The 19124-nt window shown below is 55.8% G+C and carries 14 protein-coding genes and 1 pseudogene; 7 read left to right on the plus strand and 8 right to left on the minus strand.

Features of this window, described 5'->3' with window-relative positions:
* The first annotated feature begins 123 nt into the window (after window positions 1-123).
* The 5 genes and pseudogenes from Q31a_RS11565 to Q31a_RS11585 all read left to right on the plus strand — a co-directional run bounded on the left by Q31a_RS11565 (window position 124) and on the right by Q31a_RS11585 (window position 5522).
* A complete protein-coding gene (locus Q31a_RS11565; RefSeq protein ID WP_145077700.1) occupies window positions 124-864 on the plus strand; it encodes an SDR family NAD(P)-dependent oxidoreductase in 741 nt (246 codons plus the stop codon).
* 80 nt (window positions 865-944) lie between these two features.
* A complete protein-coding gene (locus Q31a_RS11570) occupies window positions 945-2495 on the plus strand; it encodes an HlyD family secretion protein (RefSeq protein WP_145077702.1) in 1551 nt (516 codons plus the stop codon).
* A 20-nt stretch (window positions 2496-2515) separates the two neighbouring features.
* Complete coding sequence (locus tag Q31a_RS11575) at window positions 2516-4096, plus strand: DHA2 family efflux MFS transporter permease subunit (protein ID WP_197356720.1); 1581 nt, start codon at window positions 2516-2518, stop codon at window positions 4094-4096.
* 11 nt (window positions 4097-4107) lie between these two features.
* Window positions 4108-4236: pseudogene (locus tag Q31a_RS11580) on the plus strand (SDR family oxidoreductase); the annotation flags it as partial.
* A gap of 329 nt (window positions 4237-4565) precedes the next feature.
* Window positions 4566-5522, plus strand: coding sequence for an MBL fold metallo-hydrolase (locus Q31a_RS11585; protein WP_145077707.1), 957 nt, complete (start codon window positions 4566-4568; stop codon window positions 5520-5522).
* A 578-nt stretch (window positions 5523-6100) separates the two neighbouring features.
* Here Q31a_RS11585 and Q31a_RS11590 read toward each other — a convergent pair.
* The 8 genes from Q31a_RS11590 to Q31a_RS11625 form a co-directional block, all read right to left on the minus strand.
* Entirely contained in the window at window positions 6101-7036 is a 936-nt protein-coding gene (locus Q31a_RS11590; RefSeq protein ID WP_145077710.1) for a hypothetical protein, read from the minus strand.
* Between the two features lie 353 nt (window positions 7037-7389).
* Entirely contained in the window at window positions 7390-8094 is a 705-nt protein-coding gene (locus Q31a_RS11595) for an anthranilate synthase component II (protein WP_145077712.1), read from the minus strand.
* A gap of 70 nt (window positions 8095-8164) precedes the next feature.
* Complete coding sequence (gene pabB, locus Q31a_RS11600; protein WP_145077714.1) at window positions 8165-9646, minus strand: aminodeoxychorismate synthase component I; 1482 nt, start codon at window positions 9644-9646, stop codon at window positions 8165-8167.
* 95 nt (window positions 9647-9741) lie between these two features.
* A complete protein-coding gene (locus tag Q31a_RS11605) occupies window positions 9742-10206 on the minus strand; it encodes a GNAT family N-acetyltransferase (protein ID WP_145077716.1) in 465 nt (154 codons plus the stop codon).
* On the minus strand, window positions 10203-11333 hold the full coding sequence (locus Q31a_RS11610; RefSeq protein WP_197356725.1) for a YbaY family lipoprotein: 1131 nt from the start codon (window positions 11331-11333) through the stop codon (window positions 10203-10205). Before Q31a_RS11610 ends, Q31a_RS11605 begins: the two co-directional genes overlap by 4 nt.
* Before the next feature lie 187 nt (window positions 11334-11520).
* Window positions 11521-12546: a PstS family phosphate ABC transporter substrate-binding protein gene (locus Q31a_RS11615; RefSeq protein ID WP_145077720.1), complete on the minus strand. Its 1026-nt coding sequence runs from the start codon at window positions 12544-12546 to the stop codon at window positions 11521-11523.
* A 318-nt stretch (window positions 12547-12864) separates the two neighbouring features.
* Entirely contained in the window at window positions 12865-15147 is a 2283-nt protein-coding gene (locus Q31a_RS11620; protein WP_145077722.1) for a hypothetical protein, read from the minus strand.
* 251 nt (window positions 15148-15398) lie between these two features.
* A complete protein-coding gene (locus tag Q31a_RS11625) occupies window positions 15399-16475 on the minus strand; it encodes a Gfo/Idh/MocA family protein (RefSeq protein ID WP_145077724.1) in 1077 nt (358 codons plus the stop codon).
* 762 nt (window positions 16476-17237) lie between these two features.
* Between Q31a_RS11625 and Q31a_RS11630 the strand changes: the two genes are divergently transcribed.
* Together Q31a_RS11630 and Q31a_RS11635 are read left to right on the plus strand one after the other, a co-directional pair.
* On the plus strand, window positions 17238-17642 hold the full coding sequence (locus Q31a_RS11630; RefSeq protein ID WP_145077726.1) for a thioredoxin family protein: 405 nt from the start codon (window positions 17238-17240) through the stop codon (window positions 17640-17642).
* 590 nt (window positions 17643-18232) lie between these two features.
* The gene (locus Q31a_RS11635) at window positions 18233-19111 is read left to right on the plus strand and encodes a UDP-N-acetylmuramate dehydrogenase (RefSeq protein WP_145077728.1); all 879 of its coding nucleotides are present in this window, start codon (window positions 18233-18235) and stop codon (window positions 19109-19111) included.
* Window positions 19112-19124: the final 13 nt, after the last annotated feature.

Raw genomic sequence — 19124 nt, forward strand, 5'->3', positions numbered from 1 at the left:
CTAGGGATTTGGAAGAAATCATCTGAAAGTCGTCACTTGCCACGACAGCTAGGTTGCGCAACTCGCCACCCTTCCGATTTTGAATTCGGAATTTCCCTCCCACTTAATTTGAATGGAAACAAAATGGACAATCCCGTGGTCATCATCACCGGAGGCGGCTCGGGAATTGGTCGCGCCGCAGCAATTCAGTTTGCGCAGGCAGGCGCTCACGTCACAATTGCAGGACGCCGATTTGCCCCGCTTGAAGAAACCGCTCAAACTTCAGAACGCATTCAGCCAATTCGAGCAGACGTAAGTTTGGAAAACGAGATAGCTGAGGTCGTTGCGTTCACAGCTAGTCGTTGGGGACGAATTGACGTTCTTGTGAACAACGCCGGAGTGTTTGTTCAACGGCCCATCGAATCGATTGATTCAGATAGAGTCACGGCCTTGTTCTCCGCGAATGTTTTCAGCACAAGCCTAATGACTAAAGCGGCTTTGCCGTACTTGAAGGAGACGCGTGGAGCGATCATCAATGTCTCTAGCACGTTCGGACACAAGGCCGCACCCATGATATCGCTTTACGCCGCTTCGAAGGCGGCAGTTGAACAACTTACACGTTGCTGGGCCATGGAATTGGCTCCCTTTCAAATTAGGGTCAATGCGGTAGCACCAGGACCAACAGAAACTGAAATCCTTGCGAGTTCGGGATTGCCAACGGCGGCAATTGAACAGCTGAAACGTGAAGAGGCGGAGCGAGTACCGCTAGGTCGTCGAGGCACACCAGATGAAGTAGCGAACTGGATTGTCCACTTGTCAAGCCCTGCCGCGACGTGGCTGACGGGTCAAGTCATTGCGATTGATGGAGGTTTGAGCATTGCCTAGCAACTGCAGTTAGAAACTGCCCCAATTCTCCAATCTCTGCGTCCCCCACTTTGGTCAACGCTCAATGAAAGGCAATCGCCATGGCAACCCTCGAAGCGGCACCCGTTGCTGATCACCTCGATGGGACACTGAAGAGTTCGGATGCGGCTGCGGCTGCGGCGAACCCGGCCGAGAGCGGCGGTGTTAGTCCCCATATCTCGACCGGCAATGCCGAACTGCCGGCGAAATCCGCCAGTCGGTTCTCCGCTTTACTGGCTCGTACAGGAATTGCCCTGACGTTACTGGTGGCGACTAGCGGTGCTGGTTACTGGTACTTCCAGTCTTGGCACTACGTGTCGACGGACGACGCCTATATCAACGGACATGCTACCCTCGTTGCGTCGCGTGTGTCCGGACAGGCGGCAGAAGTCCTTGTGGAAGACAACAACCGAGTTCGCAAAGGTGACGTTGTTGTGCGACTCGACAAGCAACCATTTCTGGTCCAGCTTCGCATTGCTGAAGCAATCGTTTTAGCGGCTGAAGCCGAACTGGCTGCCGCTATGTCCGAAGTGCGAGGTTTCGCGGCGGAGGCCCGCACGATGCGATTCGCTCTCGAGCATGCGATCGAGGACGTGGAGAATCAGGTGGCTCTGCTCAGGTCAAAAATTGCCGTGCTTCATTCTCGGGAAGCGAATCTGTCCAGAGCGCAGAGTGACTACAAACGGGTAAATGGGCTAGTGGGTTCGGGAGCCGTAACACAACAGGAACTGGATGAGTCAAAGGAATCGCTTCTAGTCGCCGAAGCTGAGGTCGAGGGTGCTCTCCAAGACGTTTACCAGGTCCGCATTGGCCTTGGTATTCCGGAACGTCCCAGCGAGGGCGAAGACCTATCGACGGTCCCAGAGAACCTTAGCCAGAACTTTTCGTCGGTCCTTGAGGCGCAAGCGGCGTTAATTCGCGCTGCCTCGCGGCTCAACGCGGTCGATTCGTATACAAAGTCGCCCAGCCAGATGCTCGCCGATTTTGACAATTTAGCCGTCGATGGAAATATCGACAGAGTTCTTGCCAAGCTGATTTCAAACGCCCCGACCGTTAAGACCGCAGAAGCACGTCTTGAACTCGCTCGGCGAAGGTTGGCCGAGGCCCAATTGGAACTGGAGTACACCGATGTGGTGGCAGAAATCGATGGCGTTGTCACGCGTCGGAATGTCAATCCCGGAAACAACGTTGCCATCGGCCAATCTCTGATGGCCATCCGTTCGCTCAACGAAGTTTGGGTCGACGCGAACTTTAAAGAAACGCAGCTCCCCAAGCTTCGCATCGGTCAGCCCGTCCACTTAGCCGTCGACATGTACGGAAGTCGAGAGACGTTCCAGGGGCGCATTTCAGGATTCACGATGGGGACTGGTTCGACTCTTGCACTCTTGCCTGCTCAAAATGCGACGGGCAACTTCGTCAAAGTCGTTCAGCGTCTTCCAGTCCGCATCGAGCTAGTGGATTACGACCCAGATAAGTCACCACTGTTCATCGGCCTTTCGGTAGAGCCGCGAGTGATGATAAAGCAACCGCCTATGGGCCCCAATGCTGGTATGGTTCTCCAGCCACATTCATTCATAGGCAACGCTCGAGACAAAGGTCCGGTGAGACCATGAGTGTCGCAGCTACAAATTCAATGCGAACAGCGGCTGAATCAGCCCCTTGGATTGTCGCTGCGGCGGTAATCATACCAACTTTTATGGAGGTGTTAGACACGACCATCGCCAACGTCGCTCTGCGCTACATCGCGGGCGGGCTGTCATCGCCAGTCACCGACGGAGAGTGGGTCATCACTAGCTACCTCGCAGCAAACGCTTTCGTTCTACCGATTTCCGGATGGCTTGCGATGAGGCTCGGCCGTCGGAAGTATTTTCTACTCTCCATCTTCTTCTTCACGTTGGCTTCAGTGTTGTGTGGCATGGCAACAAGCCTTGAACAACTGGTACTATTCCGTATTATGCAGGGATTGGCAGGGGGAGGATTGCAGCCGGTTAGCCAGAGTATTTTGCTGGACGCGTTCCCGCGTGAGAGGCAGGGTGTGGCAATGACGGCTTTCGGAGCAGCAGCATTGCTCGCCCCGGTGATCGGCCCCACACTCGGCGGCTACATCACCGACACGATCGGATGGCGTTGGATCTTCTTTCTGAACCTGCCCGTTGGTCTATTGGCCCTCGGCCTGTGCCATTTAGTCGTCAGAGACCCAGCGTATCTGGTGGCAGGAAGAAGCAAGTTGCTAGCGAGTTCCCACATTGATAAGGCTGGTTTTTCCTTTCTTTGTATGGCGATTGTCTCCTGGGAGATCCTGCTGAGCAAAGGCCAGGAGTGGGACTGGATCGGTGACCCGTTCTACCGTGTTCACACTTTACTCCTTGTCTTTCTCGCCTCGCTTGGAGTACTGGTAGTTCATGAGCTTACTACGCGTAACCCCTTAGTTGACTTCCGTTCTCTGCTTGACCGCAACTTTCGTTCTAGCGCGGTGATCATTTTTTGTGCATACGGGGTACTTTACGCGAACACGACCACTTTACCGCGTTTACTCCAATCTCTGTTTGGCTACGACGCGACAACGTCTGGCCTAATTCTCTCTCCGTCGGGAATCTTTTCGATCGTTGTTCTCTTTGCTGTGGGAGCGATTATGTCCAGAGGGATCGACGCTCGACGCCTGATTGGCGGCGGCCTGGTCCTCATGGCCGTTGGAAACTATGTTATGGCGCAAATGAACCTCGACATCAGCCCCTGGTACGCCATCTGGCCTCGCATTGTTGTCGTCTGCGGACTCTCCATGATTTTTGCACCGTTGAACGTCGCAGCGTTCCAAGGATTTGACCCGGCCAGGCGGGGCGCCGCGGTCGGCCTGCTCGCGCTGCTTCGAAACGAAGGAGGAAGTGTCGGGACCTCACTGGCCAAGACCCTCTACGACCGCCGTGACCAATTTCACACGGCGAGGCTTAACGATGGGCTGGACCCTTTGAACACGGTCCTTGTCGAATGGCTGCATCGTAGCCAAGGCATGTTCTTCCAAATTACAGGCGACCCTGCAGCCTCGAATTACCTATCATTTGAGTTGCTACAGCGACTTCGCGCCCAACAAGCCGCATCGCTGTCGTACTTCGATACGTTTTGGGGGCTCGCTGTAGTATCACTCCTCGTTGTCCCCCTAGTTTTGCTGATGCGTCCATCAATCAGTGAACGTGGCGCCCATATCGCTACCGATTAGAGTGGAGCGAATCGTTCGCCTTGGGGCGTCTAGATGAGCCGGAGTATGTGGCTCACCTCGCCGTCTATTTAGCCTCAGACGAAGCCAAGTGCACAACAGGCTCGATCTTTATCGTCGATGGCGGACTCAGTACCAACTGAATTGACGTAACTCAGAACAGATCGTCAAAGGACTGGAGCGATTTCGGCAATTGGATCGTCCGCTGTTGAGTAGGACCGAGAAAAAAGGGGCTCCGGGACGCAGTCAATTTTGGTGTCCACCTTCGACTCCCAGTAAAAGTGAGAGGGGAGGACCAGTAAGGATCAGCGAGGTTCAATAGCTGAAGTCCAGGTTGGCCAGCTCGGCGAATCGAAAGAGGTTGCCAGCTGAACACGCTCTGTCGCATGGCTGAGTGCCCCACCCCTTCGATGAACGGTGATCGATTCGATAGCGAATTACGTCTCTATTACACCCTATCAGGAGAAAGAACATGTTAAATTGTGAGCAGTTGCAGCAAGCGGAACCTAGCCTCAACGTGGACAAAAACCTAACCCCCAGTAGTCTAGGACGCGAGGAATTGGTTCCGTCTCGCTACGCGGTGCGCGTCGGTGAGATTGAAGTGTTGGTGGTCAGCGATGGCGTGTTACCGCTCCCATCAGCAATGATGGCATACAACGTAGACCCGGCCGTACGAGCGAGTTGGTTGGACGACATGTTCCTGCCGGCAGACGCTTTCGATTGGCCGCTAAACGTAGTAGTGGTGCGTAGTGGCGGTCGCACCATACTTATCGACGCCGGCTTAGGGCTGGACCCGGACTTGCACCTGCCGCGGGCGGGCCAGTTGATCAAGCGACTGAATGCCGCTGGTATTGATCTTGCATCCGTGACCGACGTAGTGCTTACACACATGCATATGGACCACATTGGCGGTCTGCTCGTCGACGGTGTGAAGGACCGACTACGGCCGGATTTGCGGATACACGTGTCGGCTGCTGAGGTTCAATTCTGGGATTCGCCCGATTTCGCACGCACCTCTATGCCTCCCGGCTTTCCGGACGCGCTTCGCTCGGCCGCCGCGCGCTTCATGAAGGTGTATGGCAAACATTTGCGGCCGTTCACGGAGGAGCACGAAGTTGCGCCAGGGGTCGTTGTCTGTCGGACGGGCGGGCACACTCCCGGGCACAGCGTGGTCCGCCTGGCGTCGCGCGGCGAGCGCTTAACGTTCGCTGGAGATGCCGTGTTCGCAGTCGGATTCGACCACCCCGACTGGCACAACGGCTTCGAACATGATCCCGAGGAGGCGGCTCGAGTTCGGGTTCGCCTGTTGCAAGAGCTGGCGGCGAACAGTGAACTGCTGGTGGCTACTCACATGCCGTTTCCATCGGTTGGCCGAGTGGCGATCGACGGCGACGTCTTTCGTTTTGTTCCGGCCTTCTGGGACTACTGACCTCTTGTGGGTTAGGAGCCGCAGCATGGCCACGAATACGCGGCCATGCCCAAGCGGTCGTTGGGACCAAGTTGGGCGTGATCGGTGCTGTTCTGAGTGCAGGTTCCAGGATCACATCTGCCAGTTCCTAATTGGACACGAACGGCGGGGGGGATATCTGCGTTGGACGATGAGTCCGACGCAGATTTGGATACCACGGGAGGCTGCGGAGTCCACATCCCAATCGACTGGCCAGCTTTCGTTTTCCGGGAGCTGTCCATTTGGTCGTACCGATGGATCTATGGCTGAAACGCGACAGCGTGAAACTCCGAAGGTACGAATTCGAAGAATGTGTACCAAGTGGAAATGCGTAAGTAGGGCGTGTCCTTAGTGTGAAAGCGGTCATCAGCTGAGGATAATTGGGCGATTGCCCGTTGCCTCGATTGGATGCCGTAGCATGCTCAGGAGCGCGGTATCAGGTTCCCGCAAATCCCAAGCCTGGTGCCGGTTCGCTGATTTGTGGCATCGAACACAAGTTGGTATTCAACTGACTCTCTCAAGAGAGGTACCTCGGAGCGATTCCGCGGCCTGCAATTTTGCTATTTTTTGTCCGCAGAATCGGTCGACTTGCGGTTTACGAGGATGACGTCCGGATTGAGGACTGAACCGAGGTATTCAGTGATCGTGCTTTCCCAAAGCACTCGACTCGGCTTAGCGAATTGCTCGATGGTTTTGGCCCGATCTACGGATTTGCCATCGGCGGTAGAAAATACGCAATCTTCAATTGGTACCAGTTCTGAAACCTCCTCGTAGTAGGGTACTTGAACGACATACTCTGCAGTGGCCGTTTCACCGGAGGAAAGCGTGATTGTCCGCTGACGCGTTTCAGTACTCATATTGCTTTTTAAGAATAGTACCTTGAGATTGGTTCCATCGTCCGCCATTTGTGCAACCGCCGGTATGGGCATTGGTTCGGTTCGAACCCATTTTCTGGCAAGTCCGGTCACTTCCGGCAAATACCAACAGTTTGGATCGAGATCTTGTGGACTGATCACCAACACACCTTCGCGGAAGAAAGGTTGTCGAAAAGGATCAATGCTACCTGCTTGGACAAGAACCACGTATGTCGCTTTTCGGATTGTGTTTGAAATCTCATCAAGGGTCAAAACCTCGCCAGAATGGTCACGCAGCTTGATCTCATCCCGCGTCAATTGGGTCCGAACCATTCTAAACTTGTCAGGCATGAACTCGGCAGCGCGATGTACAGTCCTCGTTTTGCGGACTTGGATGTTATCCTCGACGACGACATACTCTTCTTCGACTGCGATAGTGGGGCCGTTCGGCACTGGGACCGTTGCAGAAGGTAGTAAGATCTGGAGAACATCATTGTTATCCAGCATTACCACAGCGACACTTGGAAATCCATAGGTAGGGCGCAATTCTTCGAGTTCGTTCTTCGGTGCCTCTTGTCCAAGAACGCGTATACTCAAAGCGACTACACAAAGTCCAACTCTCAAGACGGAAGTCGAATTCACAATGGTTGGGCCTCCAGATTATAAGAAACACAGATGCGTATGTTGTAACGAAGTACACGATGGGCGTGGAGTGGAAAGCAATGGACCATTCGAATTCTAATGCCGGTTTGCGCATCGTCATCGCGGTTTCCCGTACGGGATTCCCATATAGTAGTTGAAACCTGTGATGGTCCCGCTGGCTTAAAGGTAGGGGAAAGTTATTGGTTTAGCAAATGGGTTGCGGCACACAATGACTGAACAACCGTTCGACTAGGGGCGGTAGGGCGTTTCGCAACCTTTGTTCGCCGATGATGCTTCTCGTGCGGTGCGGCGGAGACTCTGGATGGAATCGGTCGAACGTACGCAAAGCACGTTCAGGGGGAGAGACCTGGGGGCGGTGCGGAGCGAGGGAGGACCACAGCATGCTCTGCCGTTGCAGCAAGGTGAACTTCGATTTTCTCTTCCAGTGTGTTCCCCTCCCAGTCTCGCCGCCAGCCTGCAGTGCGAGGATTCAGGCCAGCAATCTCTAAAAAGTTCTGCAACAGTCGATGACCATCTTGGGAGAGCACCGACTCGGGATGAAACTGCACACCAAAGGTTGAGTGGCTCGTGTGCGCGACACCCATCACCTCACCGTCCGCCGAGCGCGCGGTGACTTGCAAGCAAGAGGGGAAAGAGGACTCGCGGACGACGAGCGAGTGATAGCGCGCGAACATGGCCCCGGATTCAATCCCGACAAACAGCCGGTTGGAGATTAGCGTTAACGGTAGACTGCGACCGTGGATGGGATGCAGTGCGCGGACGATCTCTCCGCCGAAGGCCTCGCAGATAACCTGATGCCCGAGGCAAACTCCCAAGATGGGAATCTTGCCTGACCATTGCTGAACGATTTCTAGCGACTTCCCGGCATCACGTGGAGCCTTGGGACCAGGGGAGAGAACGATGGCTTGCGCCCCGGCCACGTCCGACTCGAGTGAGGGAGCGTCATTGCGAACCACCAGCACGTCTTGTCCCAATTGAACGAAGTAACGCTGTAGATTGTAAAGAAAACTGTCGTAGTTATCGATCAGGACGATCACGTCGCTGGCCTTCGCGGGAATTTTAGTGGGACTCTAGACTCGTTGCTTGGCAGGTTGTTGGTAGCCAGTGCTAGCGACTAGCGGTGGGCAAGGAATCGATGGCGCGCATGATTCCCTCGGCTTTGTGCCACGTCTCTTGTTCTTCCAAATCAGGCTTGCTGGCTGCCACGATCCCGCCACCGACCGGTGCTTGCCACCAACCATCGCAAGCCGAAATCGTGCGGATCAGGATGCTTAAATCCATATCGCCTGCGAAACTGATATATCCCAAGCTACCGCAGTAGGGCCCCCTTACGGTCGGTTCGAGTTCAGCGATGATCTCCATGGCTCGAATCTTCGGTGCGCCGGTAATGGAGCCTCCCGGAAACGTCGCGTGCAGCACATCGCTCGCATCGCGATGGGAGGCCAATTGAGCTTGAATGACGCTGACCAGATGCCATACGAACGGATATTTTTCCAACCCACATAGCGAGGTGACTTTCACCGAGTCGCTGGTGGCTACTCGAGAGAGATCGTTGCGCATTAGATCAACGATCATGACATTCTCGCTGCGGTCCTTTTCACTGGCCTGCAGGAGTTCACCAATTCCCGCGTCAGCCAACGGATTACTTAACCTGGGACGTGTACCCTTGATGGGCCGCGTCTCGATGACGCGTTCATTGAGACTTAGGAAGCGTTCCGGTGAGCAACTCAGCAACTGCGTTCTTCCGAAGTCGGTGTAGCCAGCAAACGGAGCTGGATTGGCTTGCCGCAGATGCAAGTACAATTCTTCCGGTGGGCAGGTTGCTTGGCGCACCAGTCGCTGCGACAAATTTACTTGAAATACGTCTCCGGCATAGATGTATTCGACACAGCGCTGTACAGCGGCACGGTATTCGGCAGAGGAAAAATTACTGGTCCATTGCGGTGACCAGCGTGTGGAAAACTGCGGGGCGAGCCGATGAGCGGGCAAGCGAAATTGACGCTGTGCGTGGGTGAACTCGCTGTGCGGAGCAGGGGCGTTTTCAAGGATCTGCGTGAACTTCCGCAACCGACGGTAGGCATGCGACTGACGCTTGGCCGGATTCAGTACAGGCCAGCCTTGGGAGACGATCCAGCTCTGCCCGGTGAGGTGGTCCCAGCTTAAAACGACATCGTACAACCCGAGATTGGCGATCGGCAGTTGAAACTCATTGTATTTCGCGGTGGGAACACTTTCGAAGCAGTTTCCCATCTCGTATCCGAACCAGCCCATCCAGCCCCCTTGCATGGGAGGCAATTCTGGAACTTTGGCTGTGTGGAACGAGTGCGATAGATGAGTGAGTTGGTCCACGGCTGAAGCGGTGGGTTTGTCAATTCTCAACGTACTGAAGGGAAGGGCCGCCATGTAACTATAACGTCCTAGTGCCTCCGATTGCTGGGCGCTGTCGAGCCACACACAGCCGCCCATCCGCGACAATCTGCGGAAGCAATACTCTGGAGTCCAATCTGCCGGGAGTCGCCGAGTGAGTGGACCTCTGCCGGACGTCGTGGGACGAGAGGTGGTTGGGAGTTGGGAAGGAGAGCGATTCACCTAGAGATACTCAGCGGCAGCAAACGGTACAGTTTTTAAACGAGAATAGCAGAGAGTAGCACAGTCTCAACGCCTTTGTTCGGGAATCCGGCGATTTAACCGTCTGTCGCTCGGTTGGGATCGCTAGAGGTGATGGCGGTCTGCGGAGGAATGGTCCAGCAAGAGTCGTGCTGGATGAGACCGACATGCGGATAGTAGCTGCGCGCGTTGGGGGCTGACAGCAAGATGAGAGTGGTGTTGAGGCCGGCTGCCGCATGGGTCCGCTGCATAAGCTCACGGCCAATTCCCTGCCGCTGGTATTGCACGTCGACCGCTAAGTCCGACAAGTACGTGCAGTAAGCAAAGTCGCTGATGGCACGCGAAACGCCCACCAATTGACTGGCGACCCGGGCGGTTAGAATCACAGAAGCCCCGCGCAGCATGCCAGCGATCGTGTCCAAGTTGTCCACCGGCCGACGCTGCCCGAGAGTCGAGCGGCCGAGTACCGAAACGAACTCCTCTACCGTCAAATCTGGCTCTAGGCGATAGGTCACGCCGTTAGCGTTGCGGTCTGCGTTCATCGGCGGCTACTTGCGGCTGCAATATCGAGTTGTCGTAGGAGGGTGATTCGCGAACTGCCGAGCTCGTTGTATCTCTGCAACCAACGCTGGATCTCTTGAGCGGAAGGGGGATAGCCCACGATTTCTTTGAACACGCGCGCGAGCCATTCCGAGCTGTTGTTGCCTGCTAAGTCGAAATACTCTTGCGCTGCCATCAGTTCTAGAGGCATCGAACTCAAGCGTTCCGATATACCTGGGGTAGCGCGGAGGGCGGCCAATTCAAGTGCCGTTGGTGAGCGTCCGAGATAACGACGGTACATTGCGACCAGCTGATCGGTGATGTCATTGTAGTTGGGGTAACCAGCCGTTACGGCGGAAGTTGGAGAGGTATTGCTGACCAGTTGCTCCAACCGCTGCAGATTCAAGCGAACTTGCGAAGGGTTGCCCTGAGTCAGTACCAATTGTGGTTGGCGAGAATCCAAGATCGTTCTTCCGGCTGAAGTGACGTAAGCACGTACCTGGTAGACATCTTGTGGATAGATGTAGTTCGGATCATAGCTGACTTGGAAATTCGTTTCACCGAAGTTGTTCAGAGGAAAGGTGTTGTTGCTCTGGTTCAACAGGTAGTGTGGTCGAGAAACGTTTTCAATCGCGACGGTAACCATCGCATCGCGAGGAAGGCTGAGGCCTGTGGGAGCGACCACGGAGCCTCGGAGAAAATTTTGGTTGCTCGCAAGTTGAACCGGAACTGAAGCTAGGCGACCGGTGCGATGGTCTTGCACGATGACCTGGACCTGCCCCGCCGCATCAGCCCGCCGATTGATCTCTTCGGATAAATCGTACAACCGCCCCTGGCTCAAGCCGACTTGGTAGCCACCGACGGTAATGATGATGTCATTCGATTCAATTTGAGCGCGGGCGGCGGCGGAGTTAGGAGTTACGTCCGTTACTAAGACTCCCGTCTCTGTGTTGGTGCCACGAATCCCTAGCGTCCAGTCGCGTTGTGCACCGGTGTTAGTGCCGAGCCATTCTGAGCCGGGCCAGCCGATGGAACCTGTCGCGGTGGTGTTGGGGCTGGCAAGCCGAGCTCGATCACCGGTAGCTCCAAAGCCCGGTGGTGCCTGAGCAACGGCACTTTGGGTTAACATCCCGATCATCACCAGGGCGAGGATGGGAAGGGAAGATTTAGAAGAGTTGCGAGTTCGAAGTCTGAGAGGAGAGCGAAGCGACGTTCGGGGCCAGAAGAGAGTGTGCATGGTATAAGCGTCCTGTTGCAAAAACTGAATGAATCCGTTCGGAAGGTGGAGTAGGCCGTGGCCGACAGGCCACGGCGGCTCAAGGCTGCGCTTGATCGAGTTGTTGGATTCCAGCTCGCAGAAGCGGCAAGTCCACAGGGAAAAAGCCGACAACGATCGATTGGGCTTGCCCCGATCGACGCAAAGCGTAACGCACTAATTCTTGGCTGGCTTGGGCTCGCGGGCCCGTCTGTCCAAGATCGATGACCAAGGAGAGTGGACGCGTTAATGGGTACCGCCCGGAAAGGACCGCCGTGTCATTACTGGGCACTGCAGTGTCACCGGCCATGAGTTGTAGCATGCGAACATTGTCGCCTTCGCAACGCATCCCACAGATGGCTATCGCTGTGGGGATTTTGCCCACCTCTTCCAGGACTTGACGGTTGGAGACATGGGACGAGATTCCCGGTCGCAAATCCGTGGAGTTGAAGACGAACTCTCGCAGGTAGGATTGAGTTCCGCTATTTTCCGAGCGAGACACAATTTTGATCGGTGCGGTAGCCCATTCCCCGGTCGCTCCAAACAACTGCCAAGTCGGTTCTGGCTGGGCTTGCTCAGTCGTGAATACCGCTCGCAGTTGCTCACCAGAGATGTTATGCACTGGGTTGTCTTTATTGACGAAAACCGCCAGAGCTTCGCGGGCAACGTGGATGGCAACAGGGTTCTTCAAACCGTGTTTTTTCAGTTCTGCCAGCTCACTCTCTCGGACTGGCCGAGAGAATAGGGCGATGCCCATGGGGTCTTCGATCAACTGCTTGGTGGCTTCATCCGCGCCCGCACCGTAAACCTGGACTTTCGACTGCGGTTGAAAGCGACCGAAGCCGTCAGCCCAGCCGTGAGCCAGTGCATCCATACTGCCCGAGCTAAAAATGCGAATCTCCCCCTCGACCGTACTCAACGGTTGGTAGGGATCGATGGCTTGCAAGATCGAGCTTGGATCGTCGGCTGGTGGGGTCGGCTGGAGAGGTGCCTGAGCCAGTGTGCGATGCCCACTTTGCACGGCTGCAAAAACAAAGGTAAGAACTGCACTCACGGCAGCAATTCTAACGAGACGTCGGCTATTCATGGGTCGCACTCCTTTAGGCGGTTACCGCGTGCAGCGGCTCCATCGGCTTCTAGACGCCACGCATTCTACGCATTTTGCACAGTTAAGGCGATCTCGATTCATTAGAAAAAATTGGGAAGAAGCTGAGTCGCGGAGACGAGCCCCAGCAATCCTCGATTGGCTCGCCCGCGCTGCGCCAAGTCGCTGCTCGACACGGCGGCGGCGCAGTCGCGCATTGATGCCCCGTGGTTTTGAGTCGAACGCCCTTCCTGCGGTGATCCTAAGGTCTTTGTGGAAAAGGAGTTATGGTGGGGGCAGCGGAGTCTGCGCTCTTGGGAGTTATGGCGATACTCGCTCCCAAATGGGGTCGCCTGGAACCGTCATTTGTATTCGTTTAGTGCCAAGTTCGCGGCGCAAGTTCTGGATGCTTGTACGACTGGGGGCATGGGGCTGGACGCCATGTTGCTGTCCGGTCAATTGTTCGATTTGAAAACTAGCTAAGACCCGATCCTCGACACTCTTGCTCTCCAGTTCAGACACGAATGGGAGAAGGCCCTCGCCTTCAAATTCAGACAAGGGGATACCGCAGATTCGCTTCAAACGTCGCTGGCCATCCACTTCACCGTAAGCCGTCGTCAAGGCTTGTTCCAGTTCGATGACGGCGGCAGGGTCCATCGCCAGAACTTGCCGCGCCAGCAGCAGAGTGTTGTTCCAGTGGCTCCGCATGCGTTCGTTGCCCAGGAACCCCGATACCAACGGAAACCAGTTGCCTGTTAGGAGGCTGGTCTGAACTGCTAAGGCGGCCGTCTCGGGACGTGGGTGACGCGTTGCGGATAGCAATTGCTCTTCAGTTTGCGTCGATTGGACGAGCGAGCTCAGGTCGGCAGCGGCTTGCAGATCGACGGGCCGAACAAAATCGTTACGGAGCCAAGGGGGAATGGATTTCAGGGCAAAGCTCTGTGGGGGCTCACTGCCAACCATTGCCCAGCCGTTCCCAAGTGTGAGCGAGGAGCTGGTGCCCTGCGCTTCGGGAGAGAGATTGCTGAGCGAGGCAGCCCCTTCCAGTACGATGACCACCATTACCGGCTGAACTGCACCTCGGTCGTGGACCTGTCCATGCTCGGTCGATCGGAATCCCATTTCGATCGAGATGCGACTTCCAGCTTCGCCGAGTTCAATTGCGTAGGTCCCCACGACGGTCGCCAATTCTAGCTTTCTTCGGTTTGCGGCTCCCCGAACCGTCGCTCGGCACAGCAAGGGCTCGAGGACTGCAGGGGAGTCTGCATCGGCACCACCGGTTTGCTTAACGCGCATGATCGTCGCGCCATTTGTCGACCACAGCAAACCGTTGTGCAGCTCCAGAGTCGTGCGAGTTGCGGGGGGCACAATCAGTACGTCTTCGTTGGCGAGTCCTTCCCCCGGCTCCAGCCGGCGAACTCCGTTGCCTGTTTGGGCTAGCAATACGGCAGCCCGTTCACGGTCGGTTTGTGGATGCCAATTCAACAGGGCGTCCGATGCAGCCAAAATCGGAGCTGCATTGTCTGCCTGGGGAGCTTCGGGAGGTGTGTTTGGTGTTTGCGATTCCGTCGGCGACTCGGCGGCAGGTGGAGGAGTCGCCCCATCGCTGGCCGCGCCGCTTGGGACTGGTTCGTTGGTGGCCGCCCCATCCACGGCGGTGGGATTCGCACCAGCGGGTGCATCCGTTGGCGGGGAGATTGGTGCCAGGACTACGTCGTTGGTTTTGTTTTCCGCTGGCTTGGCACCTGCCAAGTGCTCTGGCTGGACCGCAAGGCCCGTTGGTTCTGCGGTAAGCAATGAGGAAATGCCATCCCACGGACCGAGGGCTTGCCACGCTACCAGCAAGAGGACTCCCAGCAGAACTGCGATCGCCGCAGGCATCTTCCATTGGCTCGAGCTGGCACCGAGCAAGTACTCGGGGACTTCGTGCGCCAGGGCGCTATGTTCAAGGTCGAGGCCAGCCGGCTTAATCGAATTTCCCCCCGATGCCACCATGGGCGACTGGACTTGTACTGCATCGCTGGTCGAAGAGGAGTCGTCTCCGCCAACCTGGGTAGCAACTACGCGCCGGCGCCCCATGGGGGCAGGTGTCGGGTGAGCCGCATCGACGCGTTGCAGCGTCGCCTTCTGATCAGACGATTGGGACGAGGCATCGCCTTGGTCAGGCGGAGTCTGCTGGGTGCGACTCCGAATTTCCTCGGCGAGGAGAGTTCTTTGTGCGGTCTCGGACAGGCCTGCCACGCGGCCTTTCAGGGATTCCGGTACGTGCACTTTGGTGCTCATGGCCGTCGAAAGAATTTCATGGCAATGAGCCAACTCGGCGAGTTGTGCGTCGGAAACCAGACAGATTTTCTCAAGCTCGGGGACCTTCGCACTTGGCAACGCATCGTCCAAGTACTCCGCGATTGAATTGGGATCCCCTCCTAAGCCTTTACCGAGCACCGGAGGTGCCAGGATGTTCGGCATGGTGGCAACGGTGTGAATGCGTTTCAGGACGTTACCTGCGGCTTCGCTTTGCTGGATTCGGTGATGCAAATCATCATGATCCGCCGCGCTAAGAACGCGATCGCGATAGGCCAAGAGAGTACGAAGTGTGATGCGCATGGTACAACCCAGTCGGAAGGAAGGACCGTGAATGAAAGGATTGGGGCCCTATCCTAATTAGTGGCGTCAGGCGGAAAGAACCGTAGAAATTTTTGATTGATTTTGGGGAACAGCAGGGCGGTTCGTCCCTAATAAACCTCAGGCTATCGATTTTCGCGTTGGTGAGCACTGGCCAGGCTAGTGCGAGGCCAATGCCCGTGGAAGCCCAACAGAGATTGGGCTGGCCTGCGCTGGCGGGAAACGAGGAGTGGTTACTGTGGGGGGGTGCCTGTGTTCAGTGGAATCAGCCGCCGTTCTCTGGAACTCTGCTGCGCACCGAGTAGGGCAGTGAGGCAGCGGTTGACGTCTTCGAGGTCCCCCATTTTGCGAACCAGGCTGGTGACCGCTCGATAGAATTGGATCAACAATTGTTGGCCGACCGCCATTTCGGAATCAAGGGCTTCTTGATGGCGACCTGCGTCATCAAACCAAGTTAGGCTATTGGGGAGATCTACGAAGGCTAGGCCGTTTTCGCAGCAGACCTGGACAGCGGCTGGTGGACGAAACGTTGCCGCTTCGTGCCACGACGATCGGATATACGATCCGCAGCTCAATTGCGCGACGGTTGAACCGGCAGGCTCCCCCTCCTCCGAAAAATCGAGGCTGAGTGCCTGGTAGTCCGAGCCAGCGAATTGAGAGCGCGTTGCCGATTTATTGTCTGCAGGGGCGAGGTGCGGTCCGCGAGGCGTTTGGTGCGACACACACTGAATGGAATTGGGGCTACGGCCTACGATAAACGAGCACCAGTCAATCAACTCCATCAACTCTCGGTCGGCTCGCGCATCCAAACTCTTGGCATTTCGGGCCGTTTCACCGGGTGGATTGGTAAGTCGGCGATGGCAAAACAGGATCTGGGGTTTTCCAAGACGCGTTGCAATCAGCTCTTTCAGCCGGAGAGACGCAGGGGCATAACGCCGTGGGAATTCCGCCATAAATGCGATCCCTGACTGCTCCACCGACTTGGATAGCCGGGATGCTTGATGGGGGGCAAAGTCGATTTCGCTGCCGCAGTAAACTGCCTTGCCGAAATCACAGGCCGCTTCGATGGGAACCAAACCATACCAATCACTTGCGAGCAGCATGACGGCATCGATGTTGTCTTGTTTGACCATCTGTCGGAAGCCATCGAATCGCTCCGCAGAGAACTCACGCGCCACCTTGTCGGCTAAAGTCGAGACGGAACTGTAGACACCAACGACTTCAAAACGGTCTTGCAGCACGCGCAGCGCAGGTAGGTAATGTTTTTGCCAGTCGGTGGGCAGCCCTATAAGGCCAAGCTTGAGTTTCATGCGTGTTTTATCATCGCGGTAAGTTAATTTGCTGATGCGGGACTGGCGAATAGTCCCGGCAATCCGCGTGGCACCCAGGCTTTGGTGCCCGCCTGGGATGTTGGTTTAGTTCCAAACGGGGGGCTGTATTCCGCTGGCGTTGCCGAGCCCATGCTGCTCCGACAGAGGAGCAGTCGGCTGGGAAGTGGTAAAGGAATTACGCAGTTTACGCAGTCGGCTCATCTCCACTGTGAATTGGGAGTCGTTGCTGTTGAGGTACCATAGTTTACTAAAATTTTTCGATGCCACCGGAGTTTTGCAAGCAAACCATCTCAGTTTCGCTAGGCCGAAAAAACATACTTCACAGAGGCCTTGTTGCGGCACTTTCTCACGAACACCCCACTCCCACTCAGGTTGCAATGCTAGCAATCCGATGTTTCCCCTTGAGAGACTGGTTGTCAGCCCTGCTGGCTTGCTTATACTCGCTGCCTACTTTGACCGTTAGATGTGACGCAATCGCTAAGCTTTTGCTATTCCCCCGACATTCCTCAATGATCTTTTCACTACAAAGTTCGTGGGACATCTAATTTGCGATACCTGTCGGCGTGCTGGCTATAACGGAGTTTTTCGAACAGTCGCTTAAATAATTCCGGCTCACCCACGGAAGGGAACTCTTCCTGGAAACGTAATAGTGAGTTGGCCTTTGGTTCTCGAGGTCTTTGTCGGCCTCAATGAGACCGATGGGTGTCCACCGCACTGTCTTTTCACAGAGGGACGTTGAGTATGGTTCACTTGGCATTGGCATTTCTTTTCGCCGTAACCGGAAATAGTAACGCGCCGCTGACTTACGAGGAAGCGTTTGCAAAAGCTGACAAGGAAAAGAAGCCGCTGTTGATCTTGGTCGGGGCGCGATGGTGTGCGTCTTGCCAAGTCATGAAGCGTGATACGATCGAACCGATGAAGGAGTCTGGTGAGCTGAAGGACGTGGTCGTCACGTTAATCGACAAGGATGAGCGGCCAGAGCTCGCCCAGCAGCTAATGAAGGGGGAAACGCTCCCTCAAGTTATCCTGTTCTCTCGCTCCGGCGACGGTTGGAAGCGTCTCAGCTTGACCGGCATGCAGAGCAAGCCACGCATGGTGGAATTGCTCGGACGAGCGCGTGTGATCCCAACTCGCACGCTTCGCTGATCCCCCGCAGAGGTCACCCGCTACCCAAGACTAACCCTCTTCATCGCATCACCGGTCGAAGCGATGAAGGTAGTTGGGGCTTCGATGAATGATGCGGTGGGTAATTGGGCAAGCAGCTATTGTCGGTTTTAATTGGGCTGCATTTTCGGTTGCATCGCAAGCGTTGTACGGTCGCAGCAATCGCTGCTGGGTAGCTCTAGCAGTCAGTGGATTGCAGCGATCGTCTCCATATAGCCCCCTGCCGCGACGCGAGAGTGGCTTCAGAGAGAGGTGCAGGCTTCCGTGGCGCGGACGGCCTACAGAGTAAATTCAACCATCTGCTATGTAGCGGGGCTCGAGTACCTAGCCGTTGCGTCGCTGACTCCCCAGGGACCAGCGTCTGTTGCCATCGCTACGCACCGGATGTTTTCATAAAGCTGTCGAGATTTGAGAGTGAGGGATGCACTGTCCCGTTTGGTTTCACAGCCCCAATCGGTTTTTCATTCGTGCTCTGCCAGTAAGTGTACGCGCAGAAAACGTGTGCTAAACTTGGAAGGCCCGTACGTCTATCCATCCAGCCCATTCGCTTCGCCGAGTCACTAAAAAAGCTCATGGTATTCTCTCAACGCTTTCAGCATCTTGTACGTGTTAATGAGCCTTTAGCACCGCTGACCTGGTTGCAAATTGGAGGTGAGGCAAAGTACTTTGCCGAGCCGCATACGTTGGAGGAAGCCCAGGGCTTGGTCGCAGAGGCGAATCAGAAGTCGATTCCCGTTCGGCTGTTAGGGGACGGATCCAATATTATCGTTCGCTCTGCGGGGTTCGAGGGACTTGTTCTCAATCTCTCGAATGCGGCGCTGGCGACAATCGAGACCACCGCCTCTGGATTGCTCGCTGGTGGCGGGGCTAAATTAAGCCACGTGATCTCCAAATCGGTGGGTGCGGGATTGGCCGGCTTGGAGTACTTGGCCGGAATTCCTGGAACGATCGGCGGTGCCGTGGTCGGAAATGCTGCCGTGAAGAATGGAGATGTGGGGAGTCGCGTACATCGAGTGAAGGCCATCAATTCGGCCGGAGAGCTCGTCGAATTGCAGCGAGATGCCCTGCAATTTGGATTTCGCCGCAGCAATCTGGATGACCTAATCGTCGTCGAAGTAGAGCTCACCTTGGAGCCCACCCCGGCCGACACGCTAGTGCGGCGGATGCAGGCGGCTTGGATCGTAAAGCGAGCCGCCCAGCCCGCTTCCGGAACGCGGACTTTGCAAGCGTTCATAGAGCCCGATGGGGGGAGTATCGGCGAAGCCCTAGAGGCCGCTGATTTGAAAGGCTACTCTAGCGGCGAGGTCTCGTTGAGTTCTCAATTTCCTGGATTTTTACTGGTTGGCGGTGATGCGACCAGCGAGCAGGTTATTGAGCTGATTCAGAAAGTCCAGCGTTCTGTCGAAGCCAGCACGGGAGTCCAGTTGCAGTCGCAAGTCCGAATTTGGTAAGTACTGACGTTCC

The organism is Aureliella helgolandensis, assembly GCF_007752135.1.
GTDB classification, from domain to species: Bacteria; Planctomycetota; Planctomycetia; order Pirellulales; family Pirellulaceae; genus Aureliella; species Aureliella helgolandensis.